Annotated in this window: 17 protein-coding genes; 2 read left to right on the plus strand and 15 right to left on the minus strand. The window is 60.9% G+C overall.

All coding sequences use genetic code 11. From position 1 onward, the window contains the following. Positions 1–3 precede the first annotated feature (3 nt). From nuoG to ACK4TE_RS03770, 9 genes are read right to left on the minus strand one after another with little or no spacing between them, the layout of a single operon-like run. Positions 4–2094 carry an NADH-quinone oxidoreductase subunit NuoG gene (gene nuoG, locus ACK4TE_RS03730; protein WP_409910136.1) on the minus strand — a complete coding sequence of 697 codons (2091 nt, stop codon included), beginning with the start codon at positions 2092–2094 and terminating at the stop codon, positions 4–6. A 6-nt stretch (positions 2095–2100) separates the two neighbouring features. Continuing rightward, positions 2101–3405 carry an NADH-quinone oxidoreductase subunit NuoF gene (gene nuoF / locus ACK4TE_RS03735; RefSeq protein ID WP_409910137.1) on the minus strand — a complete coding sequence of 435 codons (1305 nt, stop codon included), beginning with the start codon at positions 3403–3405 and terminating at the stop codon, positions 2101–2103. A gap of 1 nt (position 3406) precedes the next feature. After that, a complete protein-coding gene (gene nuoE / locus ACK4TE_RS03740; RefSeq protein ID WP_409910138.1) occupies positions 3407–4081 on the minus strand; it encodes an NADH-quinone oxidoreductase subunit NuoE in 675 nt (224 codons plus the stop codon). Further along, a complete protein-coding gene (locus tag ACK4TE_RS03745) occupies positions 4082–4531 on the minus strand; it encodes a VOC family protein (protein WP_409910139.1) in 450 nt (149 codons plus the stop codon). Next, positions 4531–4878 (minus strand): nuclear transport factor 2 family protein, encoded by a 348-nt coding sequence (locus ACK4TE_RS03750; RefSeq protein WP_409910140.1) that lies wholly within the window; start codon positions 4876–4878, stop codon positions 4531–4533. Before ACK4TE_RS03750 ends, ACK4TE_RS03745 begins: the two co-directional genes overlap by 1 nt. Then, entirely contained in the window at positions 4875–6080 is a 1206-nt protein-coding gene (locus tag ACK4TE_RS03755) for an NADH-quinone oxidoreductase subunit D (RefSeq protein WP_409910141.1), read from the minus strand. The genes ACK4TE_RS03750 and ACK4TE_RS03755 overlap by 4 nt, the downstream gene beginning before the upstream one ends. A gap of 5 nt (positions 6081–6085) precedes the next feature. Then, entirely contained in the window at positions 6086–6694 is a 609-nt protein-coding gene (locus tag ACK4TE_RS03760) for an NADH-quinone oxidoreductase subunit C (RefSeq protein ID WP_409910142.1), read from the minus strand. 8 nt (positions 6695–6702) lie between these two features. Beyond that, entirely contained in the window at positions 6703–7275 is a 573-nt protein-coding gene (locus ACK4TE_RS03765; RefSeq protein ID WP_409910143.1) for a NuoB/complex I 20 kDa subunit family protein, read from the minus strand. Further along, entirely contained in the window at positions 7275–7649 is a 375-nt protein-coding gene (locus ACK4TE_RS03770; protein ID WP_409910144.1) for an NADH-quinone oxidoreductase subunit A, read from the minus strand. The genes ACK4TE_RS03765 and ACK4TE_RS03770 overlap by 1 nt, the downstream gene beginning before the upstream one ends. 204 nt (positions 7650–7853) lie before the next feature. Between ACK4TE_RS03770 and ACK4TE_RS03775 the strand changes: the two genes are divergently transcribed. Next, the gene (locus tag ACK4TE_RS03775; protein ID WP_409910145.1) at positions 7854–9368 is read left to right on the plus strand and encodes a tryptophan halogenase family protein; all 1515 of its coding nucleotides are present in this window, start codon (positions 7854–7856) and stop codon (positions 9366–9368) included. Here ACK4TE_RS03775 and ACK4TE_RS03780 read toward each other — a convergent pair. From ACK4TE_RS03780 to zwf, 6 genes are all read right to left on the minus strand, one after another. Next, entirely contained in the window at positions 9344–10852 is a 1509-nt protein-coding gene (locus ACK4TE_RS03780) for a tryptophan halogenase family protein (RefSeq protein ID WP_409910146.1), read from the minus strand. The genes ACK4TE_RS03775 and ACK4TE_RS03780 overlap by 25 nt on opposite strands. Before the next feature lie 121 nt (positions 10853–10973). Further along, entirely contained in the window at positions 10974–13814 is a 2841-nt protein-coding gene (locus ACK4TE_RS03785) for a TonB-dependent receptor (protein ID WP_409910147.1), read from the minus strand. A 285-nt stretch (positions 13815–14099) separates the two neighbouring features. Then, positions 14100–15059, minus strand: a complete 960-nt coding sequence (locus ACK4TE_RS03790; RefSeq protein ID WP_409910148.1) for a glucokinase — start codon at positions 15057–15059, stop codon at positions 14100–14102. A 2-nt stretch (positions 15060–15061) separates the two neighbouring features. Next, entirely contained in the window at positions 15062–16897 is a 1836-nt protein-coding gene (gene edd, locus ACK4TE_RS03795) for a phosphogluconate dehydratase (RefSeq protein WP_409910149.1), read from the minus strand. Further along, positions 16897–17595 (minus strand): 6-phosphogluconolactonase, encoded by a 699-nt coding sequence (gene pgl / locus ACK4TE_RS03800; RefSeq protein WP_409910150.1) that lies wholly within the window; start codon positions 17593–17595, stop codon positions 16897–16899. The genes edd and pgl overlap by 1 nt, the downstream gene beginning before the upstream one ends. A 5-nt stretch (positions 17596–17600) precedes the next feature. Continuing rightward, the gene (gene zwf, locus ACK4TE_RS03805) at positions 17601–19070 is read right to left on the minus strand and encodes a glucose-6-phosphate dehydrogenase (RefSeq protein WP_409910151.1); all 1470 of its coding nucleotides are present in this window, start codon (positions 19068–19070) and stop codon (positions 17601–17603) included. A gap of 273 nt (positions 19071–19343) precedes the next feature. Here zwf and ACK4TE_RS03810 point away from each other — a divergent pair, with 273 nt between their 5' ends. Then, positions 19344–20357 carry a LacI family DNA-binding transcriptional regulator gene (locus ACK4TE_RS03810; protein WP_409910152.1) on the plus strand — a complete coding sequence of 338 codons (1014 nt, stop codon included), beginning with the start codon at positions 19344–19346 and terminating at the stop codon, positions 20355–20357. Position 20358 lies beyond the last annotated feature (1 nt).

Raw genomic sequence — 20358 nt, forward strand, 5'->3', positions numbered from 1 at the left:
GCCCTACTCCGCCGCTACCGCAGTGTCTAGGCTGGTCGCCAGCGCAGAGCACTCGGCCATCGTGCGCGAGGCGCGGGCGATGGGATTGGTGAGATAAAAGTCGTCCACAACCGCCGCAAAAGGCGCATTGCCCGGCGAAGATGCCGCAGCCGGCGCAGCGGCTCTGAGCGCCTCGACGCCCTTCGCGCCCGGCGCATAGCCGCGTCCAGAGAAGGGCGTGTTCTCGCCCGCCTTGCCGCGCAGAAGCTCACGAAGCGCATCTGCCGTATCATAAGGGAGCGGCTTGCCGAACAGGCCGGAGAGCGCACGGAAAATCGCCCAGCCTTCGCGCGCGTCGCCTTTCGGCTGCACAGCCCGGTTTGTCATCTGTACCCGGCCTTCCGTGTTGACATAGGTCGCTGTCATCTCGGTGTAGGCTGCCGACGGAAGCACAATATCCGCCTTCGACGCGCCAGCATCCCCATGCGAGCCGACATAAATCACCTTGCTGCTGCCAAGCTTCGACAGATCCACTTCATCAGCGCCCAGCAGCACAACAGTCTTCAGGTCGCCGGAAAGAATGTCCGCAGTCGATTTGCCGCCGGCAGCGGGGACAAATCCGCAATCGAGCGCGCCAACACGGCCAGCGGCTGTGTGCAGAACGCCGAAACCTGCCCAGCCATCAGTGATTGCTCCGGTTTCCTGCGCCAATGTCAGCGCCGCGGCGAACACGGCATCGCCATCCGCGCGGCAGAGCGCGGCCTCGCCGACCACGATCATGGGCTTCTTTGCGCCCTTGAGGAATTCGCGAGCCTCTGAAGTGTTCAGCGCTTCCGGCGAGGTGCCAAGATGCGCGTAGGGGTAGGTCAGGTCCGCGGCTTCGCCGACAACGGCGACTTTCAGATCACCCCACAGCCAGGATTTGCGAATGCGGGCATTCCAGACCGCTGCTTCCTTGCGCGGGTTGGTGCCGATCAGCAGGAGCGCATCTGCGTCTTCAATGCCCATCAGCGTGGGGTTAAGCAGGTAGTGTTCACGCGTGCCGCTGATTCCGTATTTGGCGTCTGCGGGGCGGCAATCCGTGCTCGCAACGCCAAGACTACGGAAGAAATCCAGTGCGGCTTTCGCCTGCTCGACTTCGATCAGGTCACCGGCGACAACACCGATGTCTGCAGCGGGCACTGATAGTGCAGCCTTCACCGCGTCGAGAGCTTCCGTCCAGCTTGCGGCGCGCAGCTTGCCGTTTTCGCGGATGTAGGGGCGGTCAAGGCGCTGACGCGCGAGACCATCCCCCACGAAGCGGGATTTATCCGACAGCCACTCTTCGTTCACTTCCTCATTCGTCTCGGGAAGGATGCGCATGACGGCGTCGCCCTTAGCATCGATGCGGATAGAGGCGCCCATCGCGTCCATGACATCGATGGAAGACGTCTTGCGCAGCTCCCACGGGCGCGCATTGAAGGCGTAAGGCTTCGAGGTCAGCGCGCCGACCGGGCAGAGGTCGATGACGTTGCCCGAGAGTTCAGAGGTCAGCGACTTCTCGAGATAGGTGGTGATCTCCGCGCTCTCGCCGCGTGAAATCATGCCGATCTCTTCGACACCCGCCACTTCAGCCACGAAACGGACGCAGCGCGTGCACTGGATGCAGCGCGTCATGATCGTCTTGACCAGCGGGCCCATGTTCTTGTCTTCGACGGCGCGCTTGTTCTCGTCATAGCGCGAAGTCGGACGGCCATAGGCCATGGCCTGATCCTGCAGGTCGCACTCGCCGCCCTGGTCGCAGATCGGGCAATCGAGCGGGTGGTTGATGAGCAGGAACTCCATCACCCCGTTGCGTGCCTTCTCGACATACGCACCTTTGGTACGGATCACCGGCGCAGAACCATCCCGGTTCGGACGAAGATCGCCAACCATCTGCGCGCAGGACGCAATCGGCTTCGGCGCGCCTTCCCACTCAACAAGGCACATGCGGCAATTGCCGGCCACCGACAGGCGCTCGTGATAGCAGAAGCGCGGAATCTCCGCGCCCGCTTCCTCGCACGCCTGCATCAGCGTGTAGGACCTCGGAACTTCGATTTCCTTGCCATCGACATTGACTTTGAAAAGGTCGGACATGGGCCCCTACTCCGCCGCCACGATCGACCCCTGCACCATGGCGCGGGGAAGTCTGTAGCGGGTGATGCGTTCTTCGATTTCGTGGCGGAAGTGGCGGATCAGGCCTTGGATCGGCCAAGCGGCTGCGTCACCAAGCGCACAGATCGTGTGGCCTTCCACCTGCTTGGTCACATCCAGCAGCGTGTCGATCTCGTCATGAGTAGCCTCGCCCCTCACCATGCGCTCCAGCACGCGCCACATCCAGCCGGTGCCTTCCCGGCACGGCGTGCACTGGCCGCAGCTTTCGTGTTTGTAGAAGTATGCTAGTCGCGCGATTGCCTTGATCAGGTCGGTCTGCTTGTCCATCACGATCACGGCCGCGGTGCCGAGACCGGATTTCAGGTCCCGCAGCGTGTCGAAATCCATGTAGGCATCCATGATCTGCTCAGCCGGCACCATCGGAACCGACGAGCCACCCGGGATTACAGCCTTCAGATTCTCCCAACCGCCACGAATGCCGCCGCAATGGGTTTCGATCAGTTCTCGGAAGGTGATCGACATCTCTTCTTCAACGTTACACGGCTTGTTCACATGGCCGGAGATGCAGAACAGTTTCGTGCCTGAATTGTTAGGCCGGCCAAAGCCTGCAAACCATTGCGCCCCGCGCCGCAGGATCGTCGGCACAACGGCGATCGACTCCACATTGTTCACCGTCGTCGGGCAGCCATAGAGGCCGGCATTTGCCGGGAATGGCGGCTTCAGGCGCGGCTGGCCTTTCTTTCCTTCAAGGCTTTCGAGAAGGGCCGTTTCTTCACCGCAGATGTACGCGCCGGCGCCGTGATGGACATAGAGATCGAAATCCCAGCCGTTCAAGTTGTTCTTGCCGATCAGTTTAGCCTCATAGGCTTCCTTCACGGCCTTTTCGAGCGCATGGCGCTCGTTGATGTATTCGCCGCGAATGTAGACGTAACAGGCATGCGCGCGCATCGCGCGACTCGCCACCATGCAGCCTTCAATCAGCAGGTGCGGATCATGGCGCAGGATTTCGCGGTCCTTGCAGGTACCGGGTTCGGACTCGTCGGCGTTCACCACGAGATAGTGCGGACGGTCGCGCACTTCCTTCGGCATGAAGGTCCACTTCAGGCCCGTCGGGAAGCCGGCGCCGCCGCGCCCGCGCAGGCCCGAGGCCTTGATCTGGTCGCAGAGCCAATCCGGGCCGAGGTCCAGCATTTCCTTCGTCAGGTGCCATGCGCCGCGCTTTTTAGCAGCCTCAAGATCCGGCGAGTGTGCGCCGTAGAGGTTCGTGAAGATGCGGTCTTTATCCTGCAGCATCTCAAGCGTCTTTCTTGGGTTCGGAACCGGGCAGGTTCGGAAGGACTGAAACAGCGTTCCGGCTGCCATCAAACAGCGACGCTTCGGTGAGCGATTTCGCGCCGCCCTCCGGCGCGCTGTTGACGCGATTAACCTGCGGACCCGGCGCTGCATCCGCGCCATTGCGCAGGCGCCCGAGGATTGCCGTAAGGCTGTCCGGCGTCAGGTCTTCGAAATAGTCGTCATTGATCTGCACCATCGGCGCGTTCACGCACGCGCCAAGGCACTCGACCTCTTCCCAGGAGAGACGCTGATCATCAGTCACAAACATCTGCTTGCCGATCTCACGCTTGCAGACCTCTTTCAGGTCTTCCGCGCCGCGCAGCTGGCACGGCGTCGTGCCGCACAGCTGGACATGGAACTTGCCGACGGGTTGCAGGCGGAACATCGTGTAGAAGGTCGCCACTTCGTAGACGCGGATGTACGGCATCTCAAGACGGTCAGCGACCTCTCGCATTGCCGGTTCGGATAGCCAGCCGCCATTGTCCTTCTGCGCCAGCCACAGCATCGGGATAACAGCCGAGCGCTGTTTGTCCGCCGGGTATTTGCCCCGCCAGAACGAAATCTTTTCTTCGGTCTCAGGCTTGAAGGAGAACTTGTCTCCGCCCGCCTCGAGATCAAAACGGCGCAACGCCATCTACTGCTCCTTCGCCGGCACTGTGACGTGCCCTGCTGAATCGATTGGCCAGAAAGGGTTGTATGCCACTTCCCAGGCATTCCCTTCCGGGTCTGCAAAATATCCGGAATACCCGCCCCAGTACGTCTTGTGCGGGGCTTTGGACACGGTCGCGCCGTGGGCTTTCAGAGCGCTGAAAATGCCATCCACTTCCGCCTCGGACCGCGCATTGTAAGCCAGCGCGAAGCCTTTGAACTTGCCGCTGCGATCATTGGCAACGCCCGCATCATCAGCGAGTTTTGTCTCGTCCCAGAGACCCAGCACAACACCGCCCATATTGAAGAAAGCCACCTCGCCCTTCACGCCGCGATCTTCCAGTCCCAGAGTGTCCGTGTAAAAACGGATCATGCCGGGTAGATCCCGGACACCGAGAGTGATGATGGAAAAACGGGGTTCGGGCAGCGCAGCCATCAGACAGCTCCTGCCCGCGCGAAATCCACGCGCACAATCTTGCCGCCTCTGATCGTGTAGATGGCGGCAACCTCGAAGCTTTCACCGCCCGGCGAGCGCTCGACCAGCTCATGGTCAATGACCGTCGAGCCGAGATCAATCCGGTTCGCGAGCTTGGCGTGGTTTTTCGGGAACTCGTAGAACAGGTCTTCGTGCCGCTTGCGGATTGCCGCGAGCCCGCGATGCGTGATGTCTCCGTTTAGACCCGCAAGTACGGCGTCCTCGTCATAACATGCAAGGAACGCTTCGATATTCTGGTTGTTGTATGCGTCCAGCTGACGCTGAACGAGTTCGGCAGAAGCGCTCACCGGTCGATCTCCCCGAACACGATGTCGAGAGAACCGAGAATGGCCGAAACGTCCGCCAGCATATGGCCTTTGGACAGGTGATCCATTGCCTGAAGGTGCGGATAACCCGGCGCACGGATCTTGGCGCGGTAGGGACGGTTGGTGCCATCCGCTACGAGATACACACCGAATTCGCCCTTCGGCGCTTCGATGGCCGCGTAGCACTCGCCGGCCGGAACGTGGAAGCCTTCCGTGTAAAGCTTGAAGTGATGGATCAGCGCTTCCATCGAATTCTTCATTTCGGCGCGGCGCGGCGGCGACAGTTTGGAACCAGCAAGCAGGACCGGCCCAGGACCTTCCTTTGCGAGAAGCTCGATGCACTGCTGCATGATCTTCGTCGACTCGCGCATCTCTTCCATACGGCAGACATAGCGGTCGTAGTTGTCGCCGTTGCGGCCAACCGGAACCTTGAACTTCAGTTCGTTGTAGCACTCGTAAGGCTGCGAACGGCGCAGATCCCATGCGAGACCGGAGCCGCGCACCATCACGCCGGAGAAGCCCCAGTCCATGATCGTACGCTGGTCAACCACGCCGATATCGACGTTGCGCTGTTTGAAGATGCGGTTCTCGGTGATCAGCCCTTCGATCCGGTCGAGCTTCTCAGGGAACTGCTCGCACCAGGTCGCGACATCGTCGATCAAACGCTGCGGCAGGTCCTGATGAACACCGCCGGGTCGGAAATAGGCAGCGTGCATGCGGCTGCCGGAAGCGCGCTCATAAAATACGCACAGCTTCTCGCGCTCTTCGAAACCCCAGGTGATCGGCGTCAGCGCGCCAACGTCCATGGCCTGCGTCGTCACGTTCAGCATGTGCGACATGATCCGGCCAATCTCTGAATAGAGAACGCGGATCAGGCTGGCGCGGCGCGGCACTTCAATGCCGAGCAGCTTTTCGATAGCAAGGCACCAAGCGTGCTCCTGGTTCATCGGCGCGCAGTAATCAAGCCGGTCGAAATACGGCATACCTTGCAGATACGTCTTATATTCGAGCAGCTTTTCCGTGCCGCGGTGCAAGAGGCCGATATGGCTGTCAATGCGCGTCACAACCTCGCCGTCGAGGTCCATGATCATGCGCAGCACGCCGTGGGCCGCAGGGTGCTGCGGACCGAAATTCAGCGTGAACTTGCGATCTTCGACTTCCGTAAGATGAGCGGTATCAGCCATGTCCGTCAGCTCCCGCTCGCCTTCTCATCGCCAGGGATTTCGGCAGTCATGCCTTCCCAGGGCGAGAGGAAATCAAAGTTGCGATATTCCTGCGTCAGTTTCACAGGCACGTAGATGACGCGTTTCTCGAGGTCGTCGAAGCGCACTTCATAATGCCCGGTCAGCGGGAAATCCTTACGAAGTGGGAATCCCTCGAATCCATAATCCGTCAGTATGCGGCGCAGGTCCGGATGGTCTGAGAACTGGATGCCATACATGTCGAACGCTTCGCGCTCGAACCAGTTGGCCGCGGGCCAGATCGCCACGCAGCTCGCCACCGGCGTTTCTTCATCCGTGCGAATGCGCACGCGAACCCGGTGGTTCATCCGCATCGACAGGAGGTGATAGACAACCTCGAAGCGCTCACCGCGCTCCGGATAGTCCACGCCGCAGATATCGATCAGCGTTTCGAAATTGCACTGCTGGTCATCACGCAGGAAACGCAGGAGCGCCAGGATATGGTCGCGCTCCGCGAGCACCGTGAGTTCGCCTACCACGATCTGGGTCGAGCGTACCGCATCCGGCATCCGGCTTTCGAAATGGGCAGCGAGGTCAGCAAGGTTCTCAGTAGACATGTCCGCCCCTATCGCTCCAGCGAGCCTTCACGGCGAATTTTCTTCTGCAGCTGCAGGAAACCATAGACGAGCGCCTCAGCCGTGGGCGGGCATCCCGGAATGTAGATGTCCACCGGCACGATCCGGTCGCAGCCGCGCACGACGCTGTAGCTGTAGTGATAGTACCCGCCGCCATTGGCGCAGCTGCCCATGGAAATCACATAGCGCGGCTCCGGCATCTGGTCGTAGACCTTGCGCAGTGCCGGGGCCATCTTGTTGGTCAGCGTGCCGGCCACGATCATGACGTCCGACTGGCGCGGCGACCCGCGCGGGGCCATGCCAAAGCGTTCAAGGTCGTAACGCGGGTTGCCGGCATGCATCATCTCGACCGCGCAGCAGGCGAGGCCGAATGTCATCCACATGAGTGAACCGGTGCGCGCCCAGGTGATCAGGTCGTCTGCGGCAGCCGTGAAATAGCCCTTGTCCGCAAGCTGGTCTGACAGGCCGGTATAAAACGGATCGTCGCTGCCGGGCTTGTGCCCCCCTTCGACGCCTGCCCGGGCCGCGCCCAGTGCATAGGGTTTGTAGGACGTGTCCGACATCACTCCCACTCCAGCGCACCGCGGCGCCACTCATAAATGAAGCCGACCGTCAGCACCCCAAGGAAGCCGACCATCGACCAGAATCCCAGAAGCCCGATCTCGCCAAGGCTGACCGCCCAGGGAAACAGGAACGCGACCTCAAGGTCGAAAATGATGAACAGGATGGCGACGAGATAGAAGCGAACGTCGAACTTCATGCGCGCGTCGTCGAAGGCGTTGAAGCCGCATTCGTAGGCAGAGTTCTTCTCGGGATCCGGCTTCGAGGGCGCCAGCAGCGCCGATCCCACAACGAAGAGGCCCGAGATCACCGCGCCTAGCACGAGAAAGAAGATCACAGGCAGGTAGTCGAGGGCCAGTCGTTCAACTTCCGACATTGGTTGCCGCTCCCAAATAGATCCGCCGCCCGATTAGGACGGTTTTGTGCGCCGCGCAACAGAGCCACGCGCCGGTTTCAGACAGATTTACAGTATACCCGGGGATGGCAGCTGTTCACGGCTTTCCCGCTGCGGCGGTGCGTCACGCGTAGACAATAAACTCTGCGGCGTTAGGATCATAAGGAAACTGGAAAACTTTCGGAAATGCAGGGACATAACGCCCCAATCGAGCGAATAGTCATCCTCGGCGGCGGCTCTGCCGGGTGGATGGCAGCGGCCGCTCTTGCGAACGGCTCGCAAGGCTCATGCGAGATCACACTTATTGAGTCAGAAGAGATCGGAACGATTGGAGTCGGCGAAGCAACGATTCCTCCGGTGCGCCATTTCAATGCACGACTGGGAATCGATGAGGCAACTTTCCTTAGGGAGACCAGCGGCACCTTCAAGCTCGGCATCGAGTTCATCAACTGGACGCGCGAAGGCCACGCCTACTTCCACCCCTTCGGCCAGTACGGCGCCGAGTTTGATGACCTGCCTTTCTACCAATACTGGATCCGGGAGAGGGTCGCCGGCCGCGCCGAACCCCTCGACGACTTCTCGATGGCCTGGGCCGCAGCCCAGTCCGGCCGGTTCGAACACCCCTCACGCGACCGTCGCCAGATCCAGTCGACATTCGACTACGCCTACCATTTCGATGCCGGCCTCTACGCGAAATACCTTCGCGCCTATTCCGAAGCGCGCGGCGTTACCCGTATCGAAGGCCGGGTCACATCAGCGGCGCAAGACCCCGAGTCCGGTTTCATACGCTCCGTTACCCTGTCGGACGGCCGCAGCTTTGAAGGCGATCTCTTTATCGACTGCACCGGCTTCTTCGGGTTCCTGATAGAGAAGACTCTGCAGACCGGATATGAAGACTGGTCAAAATGGCTGCCCTGCAACCGCGCCGTCGCGGCGCCCTGCAAGTCTGACCAGCCGCTGCATCCCTATACAAAGTCCACCGTCAAAACCGCCGGCTGGCAGTGGCGCATTCCGCTGCAACACCGCGTCGGCAATGGCTATGTCTATTGCAGCAGCTTCCTAAGCGCCGAAGACGCTGAAGCTGAGCTGCGCCGGACACTCGATAGCGAGCCGCTCGCCGAGCCGCGCCATATCAACTTTGTCACTGGCAAGCGAAAGAAATTCTGGAACCGTAACTGCGTCGCTATCGGCCTCTCAGCCGGTTTCATGGAGCCGCTGGAATCCACCAGTCTGCATCTCATCCAATACGGCATCCTCAGGCTGCTCGCCCTTTTCCCCGACAAGAGCATGTCGCCCCTGCTGATCGACGAATACAACGCGCTCACCTGCGCAGAATACGAACGCATCCGCGACTTCCTGATCCTGCACTACAAGGCAACGGAGCGACGCAGCGACGCGTTCTGGCGCTACTGCGCCAACATGGAAATCCCGGACCGCCTGCAATACAAGATCGATCACTTTCGCAGCCACGGCATCATCGTTTCGGATGAACGCGAGCTCTTCTCCAATCCCAGCTGGATTGCCGTGCTGATTGGTCAGGGCATCATCCCGGAACGCGCACCGGCTCTGTCGAGCCTGCGCAAGGACGTGCCAGCCGCTGAACGCATGGCACAAATCCGCGCGGCCATGGCGGAAGCCGTCGCCGCAATGCCCGGTCACCGGGACTTCATCAACGCCTATTGCCGATCAGACCTGCAATGAGCTTCGATGAATTCCGCATGCCCGGGCAGTGAGGCCTCCGCCCGGTCAATCAGGCTGCGAACGTCTTTGAGAAAGCCGGCCAACTGCTCAGTAGACAGACGATCCGCCATCGCGTGGTAACCGGCAGGCTGCAACCCCTGCCCGACCATCACCTGCACCCAGCTCGACTCCCGGAACAGGTCTTCGGCATCCTTGTGCAGCAGGCCATTTCCGCGAAACAGTTCCATCTTCGCCGCAAGGCTGTCCGGTATCTCCATGTTGGCGCAGTAGCGCCAGAATTCGGAGTCTCCCCGCGACGTCTGGTGATAGTGCAGGATCAGGAAATCCCGGATTAGTTCGAATTCATGGCCCACGCGCCGATTGTATTCTGCAATCGCAGCCGGCTCGAAGGCCCGCGTCGGGAAAAGTTCAATCAGGCGTGATATGTTAGACTGGATGAGATGGATCGATGTCGACTCGAGCGGCTCCAGAAACCCGCTCGCCAGACCAAGTGAGATACAGTTCTTGTACCAGAACTTTTCCCTGCACCCCGTCGTGAACCGCAATGGCCGCGGCTCGCCAAGCATCGCGCCATCAAGATTTTCGACAAGCGTCCGGTGCGCGTCATCCTCGGCAATGAAACTGTCGCAGAACACATGGCCATTACCCGTGCGGTGCTGCAACGGAATTCGCCATTGCCAGCCTGCGTCACGCGCTGTCGCCCGCGTGTAAGGCAGCAAGGGATCAGCCCGTTCGCAGGCAACCGCGAGGGCCCGGTTACAGGGCAGCCATTTCGACCAGTCCCGATAGCCAACACCCAATGCCTCACCGATCAGCATGCCGCGGAAGCCGGAGCAATCGATGAAGAGATCGCCTTCGATCACCTCGCCCCTATCGAGCGCGACAGAGCCGATCAAGCCCGCCTCGCTGTCGAGGATTACCCTTTCAATCTTGCCTTCAACCCGCGTCACGCCTGCCGCCTCTGCAACCCGGCGTAAGAATGCCGCATACAAACCGGCATCAAAATGAAAGGCGTAAGCCAGCCCCGTCATCGATGAATTGCCCACGCGGTCGAGCCTGCCGAACTTGTTCGCATACGCCACTTTATGGTGCAGCGAAAAATCCCAGAGGCTCGCTGTGCTGCCCTCTGCCCGTGCACGAAGCCAGTAGTGATGGAAGTGCAGATTGGCGAGGTTGATACCCGGATCGCCAAACGTATGGAGATAGTGATCCCCGATCTGCCCCCAGTTCACAAACTCGATGCCCAGTTTGAAGGAAGCCTGCGTCGCGCGGATGAACGCATCCTCATCCAGCCCCAGCGACGCATTCAGGCGCCTGATCTGCGGTATCGTCGCCTCGCCGACGCCGACAGTGCCGATGGCCTCTGACTCCACCAGAGTTATGCGGATGGATTTCGGCAGGAATTTCGAAAGCGCCGACGCAGCAATCCACCCGGCTGTCCCGCCACCGACAATCACGATGCTGCGTATCGGCTCATGCTGCATGACTTCTCACTTTCACGACCTTCACAAGCATGACTTGTAGCAGGCAGACGCCTCTCTCCAAACAAGATCGGGGCCCGCCAGTCCTGGCGAGCCCCGGGGAGGAACACCTAATGCACGAGGATCAGAATTTCTTCGATATCGTGATATTGTAGGTGGTGCCGTATTGTTCATGCCGGCTGACATAAGAGCTGGTGGTCGGAATATCCGGGCCGCCACCGATCGGATCATAGAACAACTGGTTTTCTGTCCTGAACGGCGCGTCAGTCAGGTTGTAGATTTCAAGATTGATGGCGAAACCAGCCAGCGGGCCATTCTCCCATTCGTATCCGATCTGCGCATCGAGCACCGTTTCCTCTAGCGCTCGGGCGCCTGTCAGCGTGCCATCGAATTGCAGGATTTCCGACAGGAAGCCCGAGCGGTAACGCGAGCTCAGCTTCGCCTTCCAGCCATACTTCTCGTAGTACACATCCGCCGACCACACGATGTCGGATTGGCCCGGAATGGTGATCGTGTTGCCATTCTCGTCTTCAAGGCCGTTCTCCGAGAACGTGTATGCGCCGCCGAAACCGAAGCCATCAAGCATACCCGGCATGACGTCATCCATGCTGACGCGTCCGGTAATTTCATATCCGGTGATCGATCCTTCGGCGAAGTTGACCGGGCCCGACAGGCGGGTTGGCGCCACATTCGGGTTTGCCGCCAGGAACGCCCCGAGACCTGCCGCCTGGTAATAGGGCGTGCCGTCCACGACCATAGCGCGGTCGAGCACCCAGTCCTCAAGGTCCTTGTGGAAGAAGGCCAGGGATACCGCCGTTGCCGATCCGAAGTATTTTTCGAACGCGAGGTCGAACTGGGTCGACTGGTAGGGCCGCAGGAACGGGTTGCCGCCGCCGAGCGAGAAGCAGGTCTGGTTCGGCGGGTTTTGCCCGATGATGGCGTCCGGAACGCCATCAGAGTTCACGTCCGGACACACAATCGCATTGCGGTCGAAATTCTGGTTCGCCGCCAGCTGGTCGAGCCGGGCACGCGTAATCGATTTGGCCGCGGCGAAGCGAACCAGCGTATCCGGCATCACTTCCAGGCTGAGGTTCAGGCTCGGAAGGAAGTCCGTGTACGACTCCTCTACCGTCTGCTCGCCTATCCCGGCCAACGTGCCCGTCGATTTCTGTGTCGTATCGACATACTGGAAGCCAACATTGCCGTTCAGCGGCATCGCCGCCAGTGATCCGTTGATCTTCGCCATGCCGTAGAGCGTCGTGATGTCTTCCTCGACCGACCATTCAGTCTCGACACAGCCCGAAACCAGCTCGCAATCCTGCACGAAATATGTGCCATCCGTCAGGAAGCTCGCCGGATTGTAGGCGATGATGTTCTGACCGATGGAGCCGCTGTTTGTCTGGCCGACAATCCGGTTGGCCGGAATGGCCAGAGAGCCGCCGACGAACTGCGATGACTGGCGCAGGAAGAACGGATTGTCATCGAATGTTTTTTTACGGTCCGACTTCAGCACACCGCCGGTGATGCCGGAAATGAAACCCATATCGAGATCATATTCTGCCTCGAGACGGATCTGCGTCAGTTCATCCTCGATGTCGGTGTTGCGAAGGAAGCCGACCTGACCCCAGCCGCCGGGATCTGTCAGGACGATCAGCGCCGGATCGGTATAATCGAGCAGGCCGGAAATGCTGTAATCGCCATCCGGGCGGAGCGTGAAGGTCTGCGTATCCTGCGCGCCTGAGCGGCCCGGGCCCGTGCCGGCATAGGACTCATAATCCGTATCCGAACGTTCCAGCTTCGACCGGCTGATGTCTCCCGAAACGCGGAACCGGTCCGTCACTTCGTAGGAGCTGTTGATGCCGAACGAGAAAATCTCGGCGGTTGCGCCTTCGGTATCCGTCCGCAGGATCGGTACAACGTCCGTGAAGGTCGCCGTATCTGCAAACACACCGCTGCCGGTTGCGCCGGCAAACTGCGCGCCGCTCCAGGAGGCGATCGGCGTTTCGACGCCGCGGAAAATGCCTGCATCCTCGGTGTCGGTGTAGAACGCGTCAATTGTCGTCTGGAACCGGTCCGTCGGTTCGAACTGCAGGGTTCCAACAGCTGAAGTCCGCTTGAATTCACGCGAGACGACGCCTGTGCGCGGGTTGTCAGACGGATAGATGATGCCGCCGCCCGGCTGCGTCGACGACGTCTGGCCCGCATTGGTCTTCAGCTCCCGCGAGGAGAAATTCGTCGGGTCAGACTGATGCGTGACACCCAGCGACCAGCCGATTGTGCCAGCATCATTCTGATCAATCAGCGAACCGAAGAAGCGGTAACCGTTATCCTCGAAGTCAGGATTGGATACGTCCGAGTCGTTGTAGACATACTTGCCCGAGAGATTGATCCGCCGGTCGCCATAGTCGAGGGGACGGACCGTCCGCAGGTCCACCGCGCCCGCGATGCCGGTCGCCGCCAGCTTAGCATCCGGGGTCTTGTAAACAATGCCCTGCGAGACGAGTTCCGACGGGAACTGGTCAAACTCGATGCCGCGATTGTTGCCCGCCGAGACCTGCTCGCGACCATTCAGCAAGGCGATCGAGAAATCCGGGCCGAGGCCGCGAATGGAAATCTGCTGCGACCGTCCGCGAACCCGCTGCGCGGTAACGCCCGGAAGGCGCGCAAGCGAGTCGGCAATCGAGAGGTCCGGCAACTTGCCGATATCTTCCGCCGAGATCACTTCGACAATCGACGTCTCATTCTTCTTGGTCAGCAGGGAGTTCTGGATGGACGAGCGAATGCCGGTCACAACCACCGTATCTAGCTTGCGATCCGCCTCGTCGGCAGGGCGCGTTTCCTCAGCGGACGGAGCGGTTGTTTCTTCCTGCGCATGGGCGGCGCCGGCGCCTGACCAGATCAGCACCAGACCTGTTGCAGCGCTCATCATCAGGCGCGTGCGGTTGTGCTTCATAGTGATGTCCATCGGCTCCTCCCAGTGCCAAGCCCGGCCTATTGCAACGTGGCTTTCGAAAACTATCGCAACAAAATGCAAACTACGCAAGCCGGCGCAAATAAATTCCATGACAATGTTGCCAGCGCACGACTGCCTTGGTCGATTAGTCTTTCTTGTCCCTGTTTTTGTTGTTTTTTATTTTCCGAGAAGCCCTCGTCTGCGCAATCGAAATCCTGACAAGGTTTTTGCAATATTTGCAATACATCGCAAAACGATGCGCGCTCGCGGCTTCCGGCCGGCAGAAACGGGAATCGCTTAGCGGGAAAACTGCTCGAAATGCGCCGCCGCACCGATCAGCGGGGCGACGGGATCATGCAGGAGACGCACGGGACAGTTGCGGAGATAGCCACTCATCGGCCCGCGCGATGCAAACCGCTCGAAGGCTTCCGGCGTTTTCAGAAAGTCGACAATGCGCTCGCTCACCCCGCCGGCGAGCACAACGCCGCCCAGCGCGCCATTGATCAGGGCAAGATCGCCAACCGCTCCCATCACCGCCATCGCGCGCAGCTCGATTAGCGCGCGGAACATCGTATCCCCGGCATCGGCGCGCGTGCGCATCTCTGCTGGCGGAATGTCTTTCAGAGGCACGCCATAAATCTCGCAGAACGCTGCGTGCACAGCGGGCAACCCGCTGCCCGAAGCGACCAATTCGTTGGAAACATAGCCATGGTCCCGCGAAAGTATCCTCGAGAGATCGCGCTCCAGTTCCGTGCGGGGCGCATACGCGATGTGTCCGCCCTCTCCGGAGACGACGCGCCAGCCGCATTCGGTCGGCAGAATCGTCGACACGCCAAACCCGGTGCCCGGACCTGCCACCAGGATAGGTGCGTCCGGAACGGCCCCACCTTCAAAGAGCATCTCGAAGGCATCATCGTCGAGTTCGGGCACAGACCGCGCCATGGCAAGAAAGTCGTTGACGACCATAACCTCGCGCATGCCGAACTCTTTCGACAATTCAGAGGCAGAGACGGTCCAGTTCCGGTTGGTCAGCTGCCCGACGCCATCCTTCACTGGACCCGCAACAGCAAAGCAGGCCGCCGATGCGCGCACACCGGTCTGGTCGAGATACCGATGAAGCGCGTCCGCAAATGTCCGGAACTCCTTACCCGGATAAACCTCGAACCGCTCGATCCGCATGCCGCTGCCGCGCCGCAATGCCAGCGCAAACCGCACATTCGTGCCACCGACATCTCCGACCAGCATCGGCGCGTCCATGATCAGACCCGGAGCCCGGAGAAGCCGAACGGGCTCGCGCCCTCGGAGGCCGGCGAGGCATGTAGCCGGAACATGTCAAACATCTCACGTCCCAGCCCTGCCGGCGCCCGGTTCGGCCGGAACTCTGCAGGCACGCGCGCATTGAATTCGGAAGGCTCCACTTTCACCTCAAGCCGGCCCGCTTCGGCGTCCAGCCGGATCACATCGCCGTCCTGAACCTTCGCAATCGGTCCGCCCCGCGCCGCTTCCGGACAGATATGGATCGCAGCGGGAATCTTCCCGCTCGCACCTGACATCCTCCCATCGGTCACGAGCGCAACCTTGTGCCCGCGATCCTGGAGCACGCCGAGCACCGGCGAGAGGCCGTGCAACTCCGGCATGCCATTGGCCGCAGGCCCCTGGAAGCGAACAACCGCGACGAAATCCCTGTCCAGACGCCCGGCCTCAAACGCCGCCTTGAGCGCTTCCTGCGAGTCGAACACGATAGCAGACGCCTCGACGATCCGCTGCGCCGGCTTCACCGCAGAGACCTTGCAAACGCCTTCGCCCAGCGGCCCATGCATCAGGCGCAGTCCGCCATCTGCCGAGAACGGATCATCTGCAGGCCGCAGCACTTCCCGGTCACCGCTCGCATCAGGCGCGCCGCGCCATGTCAGTGCGCCATTGTTCAGCATCGGTTCGCGCGCATAAGCAGAGATCGGCCCGGCCACACCCAGCGCATCGCCGTGCAGCAAGCCTGCCGACAGGAGCTGCGCCATCAGGAACGCCATCCCACCCGCCGCATGGAAATGGTTCACGTCCGCCGAACCGTTCGGATACACGCGCGCCAACAGCGGCGTCACATGCGACAGGTCCGCGAAATCTTCCAGCGTCACCTTGATGCCCGCCGCCGCTGCCATTGCGGGAATGTGCAGCGCGTGGTTTGTTGAGCCTCCAGTAGCCATCAGGCCAACGATGCCATTAACGATTGCCCGCGCATCGACAAGCTCGCCCGCCGGCCTGTAATTCGCGCCCTGCGCGGTGATTGAAGCGGCATGCTGCGCCGCCGCGCGCGTGAGCGCGGTCCGCAGCGGTGTACCTGGGTTCGGAAAAGCCGCGCCCGGCATATGCAGGCCCATCACTTCCATAAGCATCTGATTGGAATTGGCAGTGCCGTAGAAAGTGCAGGTTCCCTGCGCGTGGTAGCTGTCCGCCTCGGCCTTCAGCAACGCGTCGCGCCCAACTTTTCCTTCAGCGAACAATTGCCGGATACGGACTTTCTCAGGATTGGACAGGCCCGACGGCATGGGACCCGCCGGCACAAATACGGAAGGCAGCCAGCCGAAGCGCAGCGCTGCAATCACAAGCCCCGGAATGATCTTGTCGCACACGCCCAGATGCAGCGCCGCATCAAAGGCATCATGCGAAAGGCCGACCGCAGACGCCATCGCGATGACATCCCGCGAGAATAGGGAAAGCTCCATTCCCTCCTGGCCTTGCGTCACGCCATCACACATCGCCGGCACGCCGCCCGCCACCTGCGCGACAGCATGCACTTCGCGTGCCGCCTCGCGAATGATCTGCGGATAGGATTCAAATGGCGCATGCGCCGACAGCATGTCGTTGTAAGACGTGATGATGCCGATCACCGGCCATGAGGCACCCAGGATTTCCGCCTTCTCGATCACCGCGCAGCCCGCCGACTGGTGCGCAATGTTTCCTTCCGCAAGCCGCTTGCGGGCAAAGGATGACGGCCGCCGAGACCGGATCAATTCCAGGTACGCCGCCCGCGTATCCCGCGATCGCTCCTCGATCCTTGCGGTAACCTGCTCGATAACGGGGTTGAGTTTCACGGTCATTATTCGGCCCACACAATGCTGAGGCGATCGCCCAATCCGTCAATGGCATAGCGAACAGGGCAGGTCTGGGGATCCACGCGGCGCGCTTCATTAAGTTTAGCGCGCTTTTCCAGTCCGAACACCAGCAGCACGGCGCGCTTAGCTTTGGTGACCGGCCCGCCCGACAGAGTAAGGCGCTGCGGCGTGCAAACACCCTCTGCCCTCACCGAAACGACTGCAGGCGAAGCCGGCGCCATCATCGAACCGTTCAATGCCGGGTCACCGGAAAACCAGCTCGCAGTATGACCGTCCAGCCCCATGCCCAGCAAGACAAAACTCGCCCGGCCGCAGTGCGGCGCATAGGCCACGCTCCGTGCAGCGGCCGCATCGTCCGGCGTGCATGCCGGCATCCACATCGGCAGGAATCCGGCCGCGCCGGCCTTGTCCTGCAGCAGATGCATACGCACCAGCCGTTCGTTCGACTCAGCATCGTCCGGCGGCACCCAGCGCTCATCTACCAGCCCGACTGTCACCCGGTGCCAGTCCAGGGCTTCGCGCCGGAGCATCCGGAACATGCCTTCGGGAGTCGAGCCCCCGGAAACAAACAGGCTCGCAAACCCCTGCCCGCGAATGTCCTGCTCAAGCGCCTTGGCCGCCATAACCGCAGCAATGCGGGAGGCCTCATCGCGCGATGCGCAGTCGAGGATCGCCGCAGCCATGGCGCCTACCCCTCGCCCCACCAGGAACGCCCGTCGCGGTCCATCATCACAGCAGATGACAGCGGACCATCCGTCCCGGCCGGATAAGGCTCCGGTGTATAGCCGCTGGCATCCCACGCTTCGATCAGACCATCGACCCAGCGCCAGGCTGCCTCGACCTCCTCGCGCCGCATGAACAGCGAGAGATTACCCCGCACGATATCCATGAGGAGGCGCTCATACGCGTCCGGATAGCGGATCAGGAAACTCTCGGCATAGGAGAGATTCAGTGGCAGAGACTTCACGCGCAGGCCGCCTGGCCCCGGCTCCTTGATCTGCACGAACAGGCGCACCGCTTCATCCGGCTGCAGACGGATCACCAGACGGTTCACCGTCTCCGCCGATTGGCCGAAGATGTTGTGCGGGGCTGACTTGAACTGGATCACGATATCGGAATGGCGTCCCGACATCCGCTTGCCGGTGCGCAAGTAGAACGGCACGCCGGCCCAGCGCCAGTTCTTCACTTCCGCTTTCACGGCAACGAAGGTTTCGGTCTTGCTGCCATTTGCCGCCGACAGCTCTTCCAGATACCCCTTAGCCGGCTTACCGTCGAACAGGCCCGCCGTGTATTGTCCGCGTACGGTCTGTTTGCGCACGTCCTTGGCCTCGATCAGGCTCAGCGCATTCAGCACCTTTATCTTCTCGGTGCGGATATCATCATCGTCGAGATTGTTTGGCGGCTCCATCGCCGTCAGGCACAGGAGCTGCAGCATATGGTTCTGCACCATGTCGCGCAGCGCGCCAGAGCGGTCATAATAGTCCGCCCGCCCCTCGAGCCCGAGATTTTCGGCCACCGTGATCTGTACATGGTCGATATAGTTGTGCGACCAGAGCGGCTCGAACAGGATATTGGCAAATCGCAGCACCATCAGGTTCTGCACCGTCTCCTTGCCGAGATAATGGTCGATGCGGAACACCTGCCGCTCGGCAAACACTTCGCCCACTCCCTCGTTAATCGCGCGCGCCGAGTCGAGATCCGTCCCGATCGGTTTTTCCAGCACCACCCGCGCCGGCTCCGCCGCCAGCCCTGCCCCGCCAATAGCCCGGCAGATTTCGACATAAAGGTGCGGCGAGGTCGCGAGGTAAAACACCAGTGGGCGCTTTGCCTCGAGCTTCAGGTGCTTGCGCAGTGCTCCCCAATCCGCCTTCGGATCCGTGGCGTCGATGGTAACATAGTGCACCAGCTTCTCGAACTTCGCCCAGGCCTTCTCGTCCCAGGCATCGCCTGACGCCGCCTTGCAGGCCTCCCGCGCTACCTTCCGGTACGCCGCCGAATCCATCTCCGAACGCGCCGTGCCGACAATCGTGCTGTTCTCCGGGATCTGACCGTCAAGCCAGCGGTGCCAGAGCGCCGGCAGCAACTTCCGCCGGGAAAGGTCCCCCGTACCGCCGAAAATGACGATGTCGAAGGGATCAACGGGTACAAACTTTGCCATTCAGACCTTTCCTCCTGCCCCGGTCCCGCAGCCTTCCCGCGCAAGCGCGCGCAGCGTCTGCATGGTGTTGCGAGGGCAAATTATTTGCGGCACATCCTTGCCATAAGCGATCATCAATACCTTGTTTTTATTCACTATGAATAGTTTTCATACCATCCGCAGACATATCCGGCATTCATTTTGCAGTTATTTACATTCGCTATAGTTTGCCTTAGATGGCTTGTCGAGCGCCAATTGACAACGTTGTAATGAATATGCGGGAGTTTGCCTCAAATGTCCAGCCGGACCCGACTTGAAGACCTCGCCAGCATTGCCGGCGTGTCAATCGCGACGGTCTCCCGCGCGCTGAACAACAGCCCTGCGGTCAATGACGAGACCAAGCGCCGCGTCTGGAAGATCGCGCGCGAGCAGAACTACCACTTCCGCCCTTCCATGCCCGCCCTCCTGTCCGGCGCCACCGCCACTATTGCCGTAGTGATCCCTACCCCGCAGGCCCGCCAGACCCAGGTTTCGGACCCTTTCTTCCAGGAACTCATCGGCGGGATCGCCGAGGCCGCCCGCGCGTCGAGCTGTGACATCCTGATTTCCCACCTCGCTCCGAAGAGCCAGGACGACCTCGCCTCGCTGATGACCGCCAACCGGGCCGACGGCGTTATCTTCCTCGGCCAGAGCCAGCTGCACGACCGTTTCAACCGCCTTGCCGAAACAGAAAACCGCTTCATCGTCTGGGGCGCCGACCTGCCCGGCCAGAAATATTGCTCTGTCGGCTCCGACAACCTGCGCGGCGGCACGCGTGCCACGTCTCATCTGCTCAATCTCGGCCGCCGCCGCATCGCCTTCCTGGGCGACACCGCCGCACCGGAAGTGCAGCAGCGTTATGAAGGCTATGTCGAAGCACACCGCCGCATCGGGATTTCTGTTGATCCGGCGCTTGTCGTTCCGGCGCAATTCGAAATCAGCTACGCTGAATCTGCCGTGGACGGACTGATCAGCCGCGGCCTGAAATTCGACGGCATCTTTGCCGCTGGCGACCTGATCGCCCTCGGCGCAATCCGCAGCCTCCTGAAGACAGGACGCAAGGTGCCGGAAGAAGTCGCCGTTATCGGGTATGACAACATCCAGCTTTCGGCCTACACTCACCCGTCCCTGACGACGATCTCTCAGGACATGGGCAAGGCGGGCCGCCTGATGGTTTCGAAGCTTCTGTCAGCGACAGAAAGTTCGCCGATGCGATCGGAGCGCCTGCCGACCGAGCTGATCGTGCGCGAATCCTGCGGTCTAGCCTGAC

Source organism: Hyphomonas sp. (assembly GCF_046313975.1).
GTDB lineage: Bacteria > Pseudomonadota > Alphaproteobacteria > Caulobacterales > Hyphomonadaceae > Hyphomonas.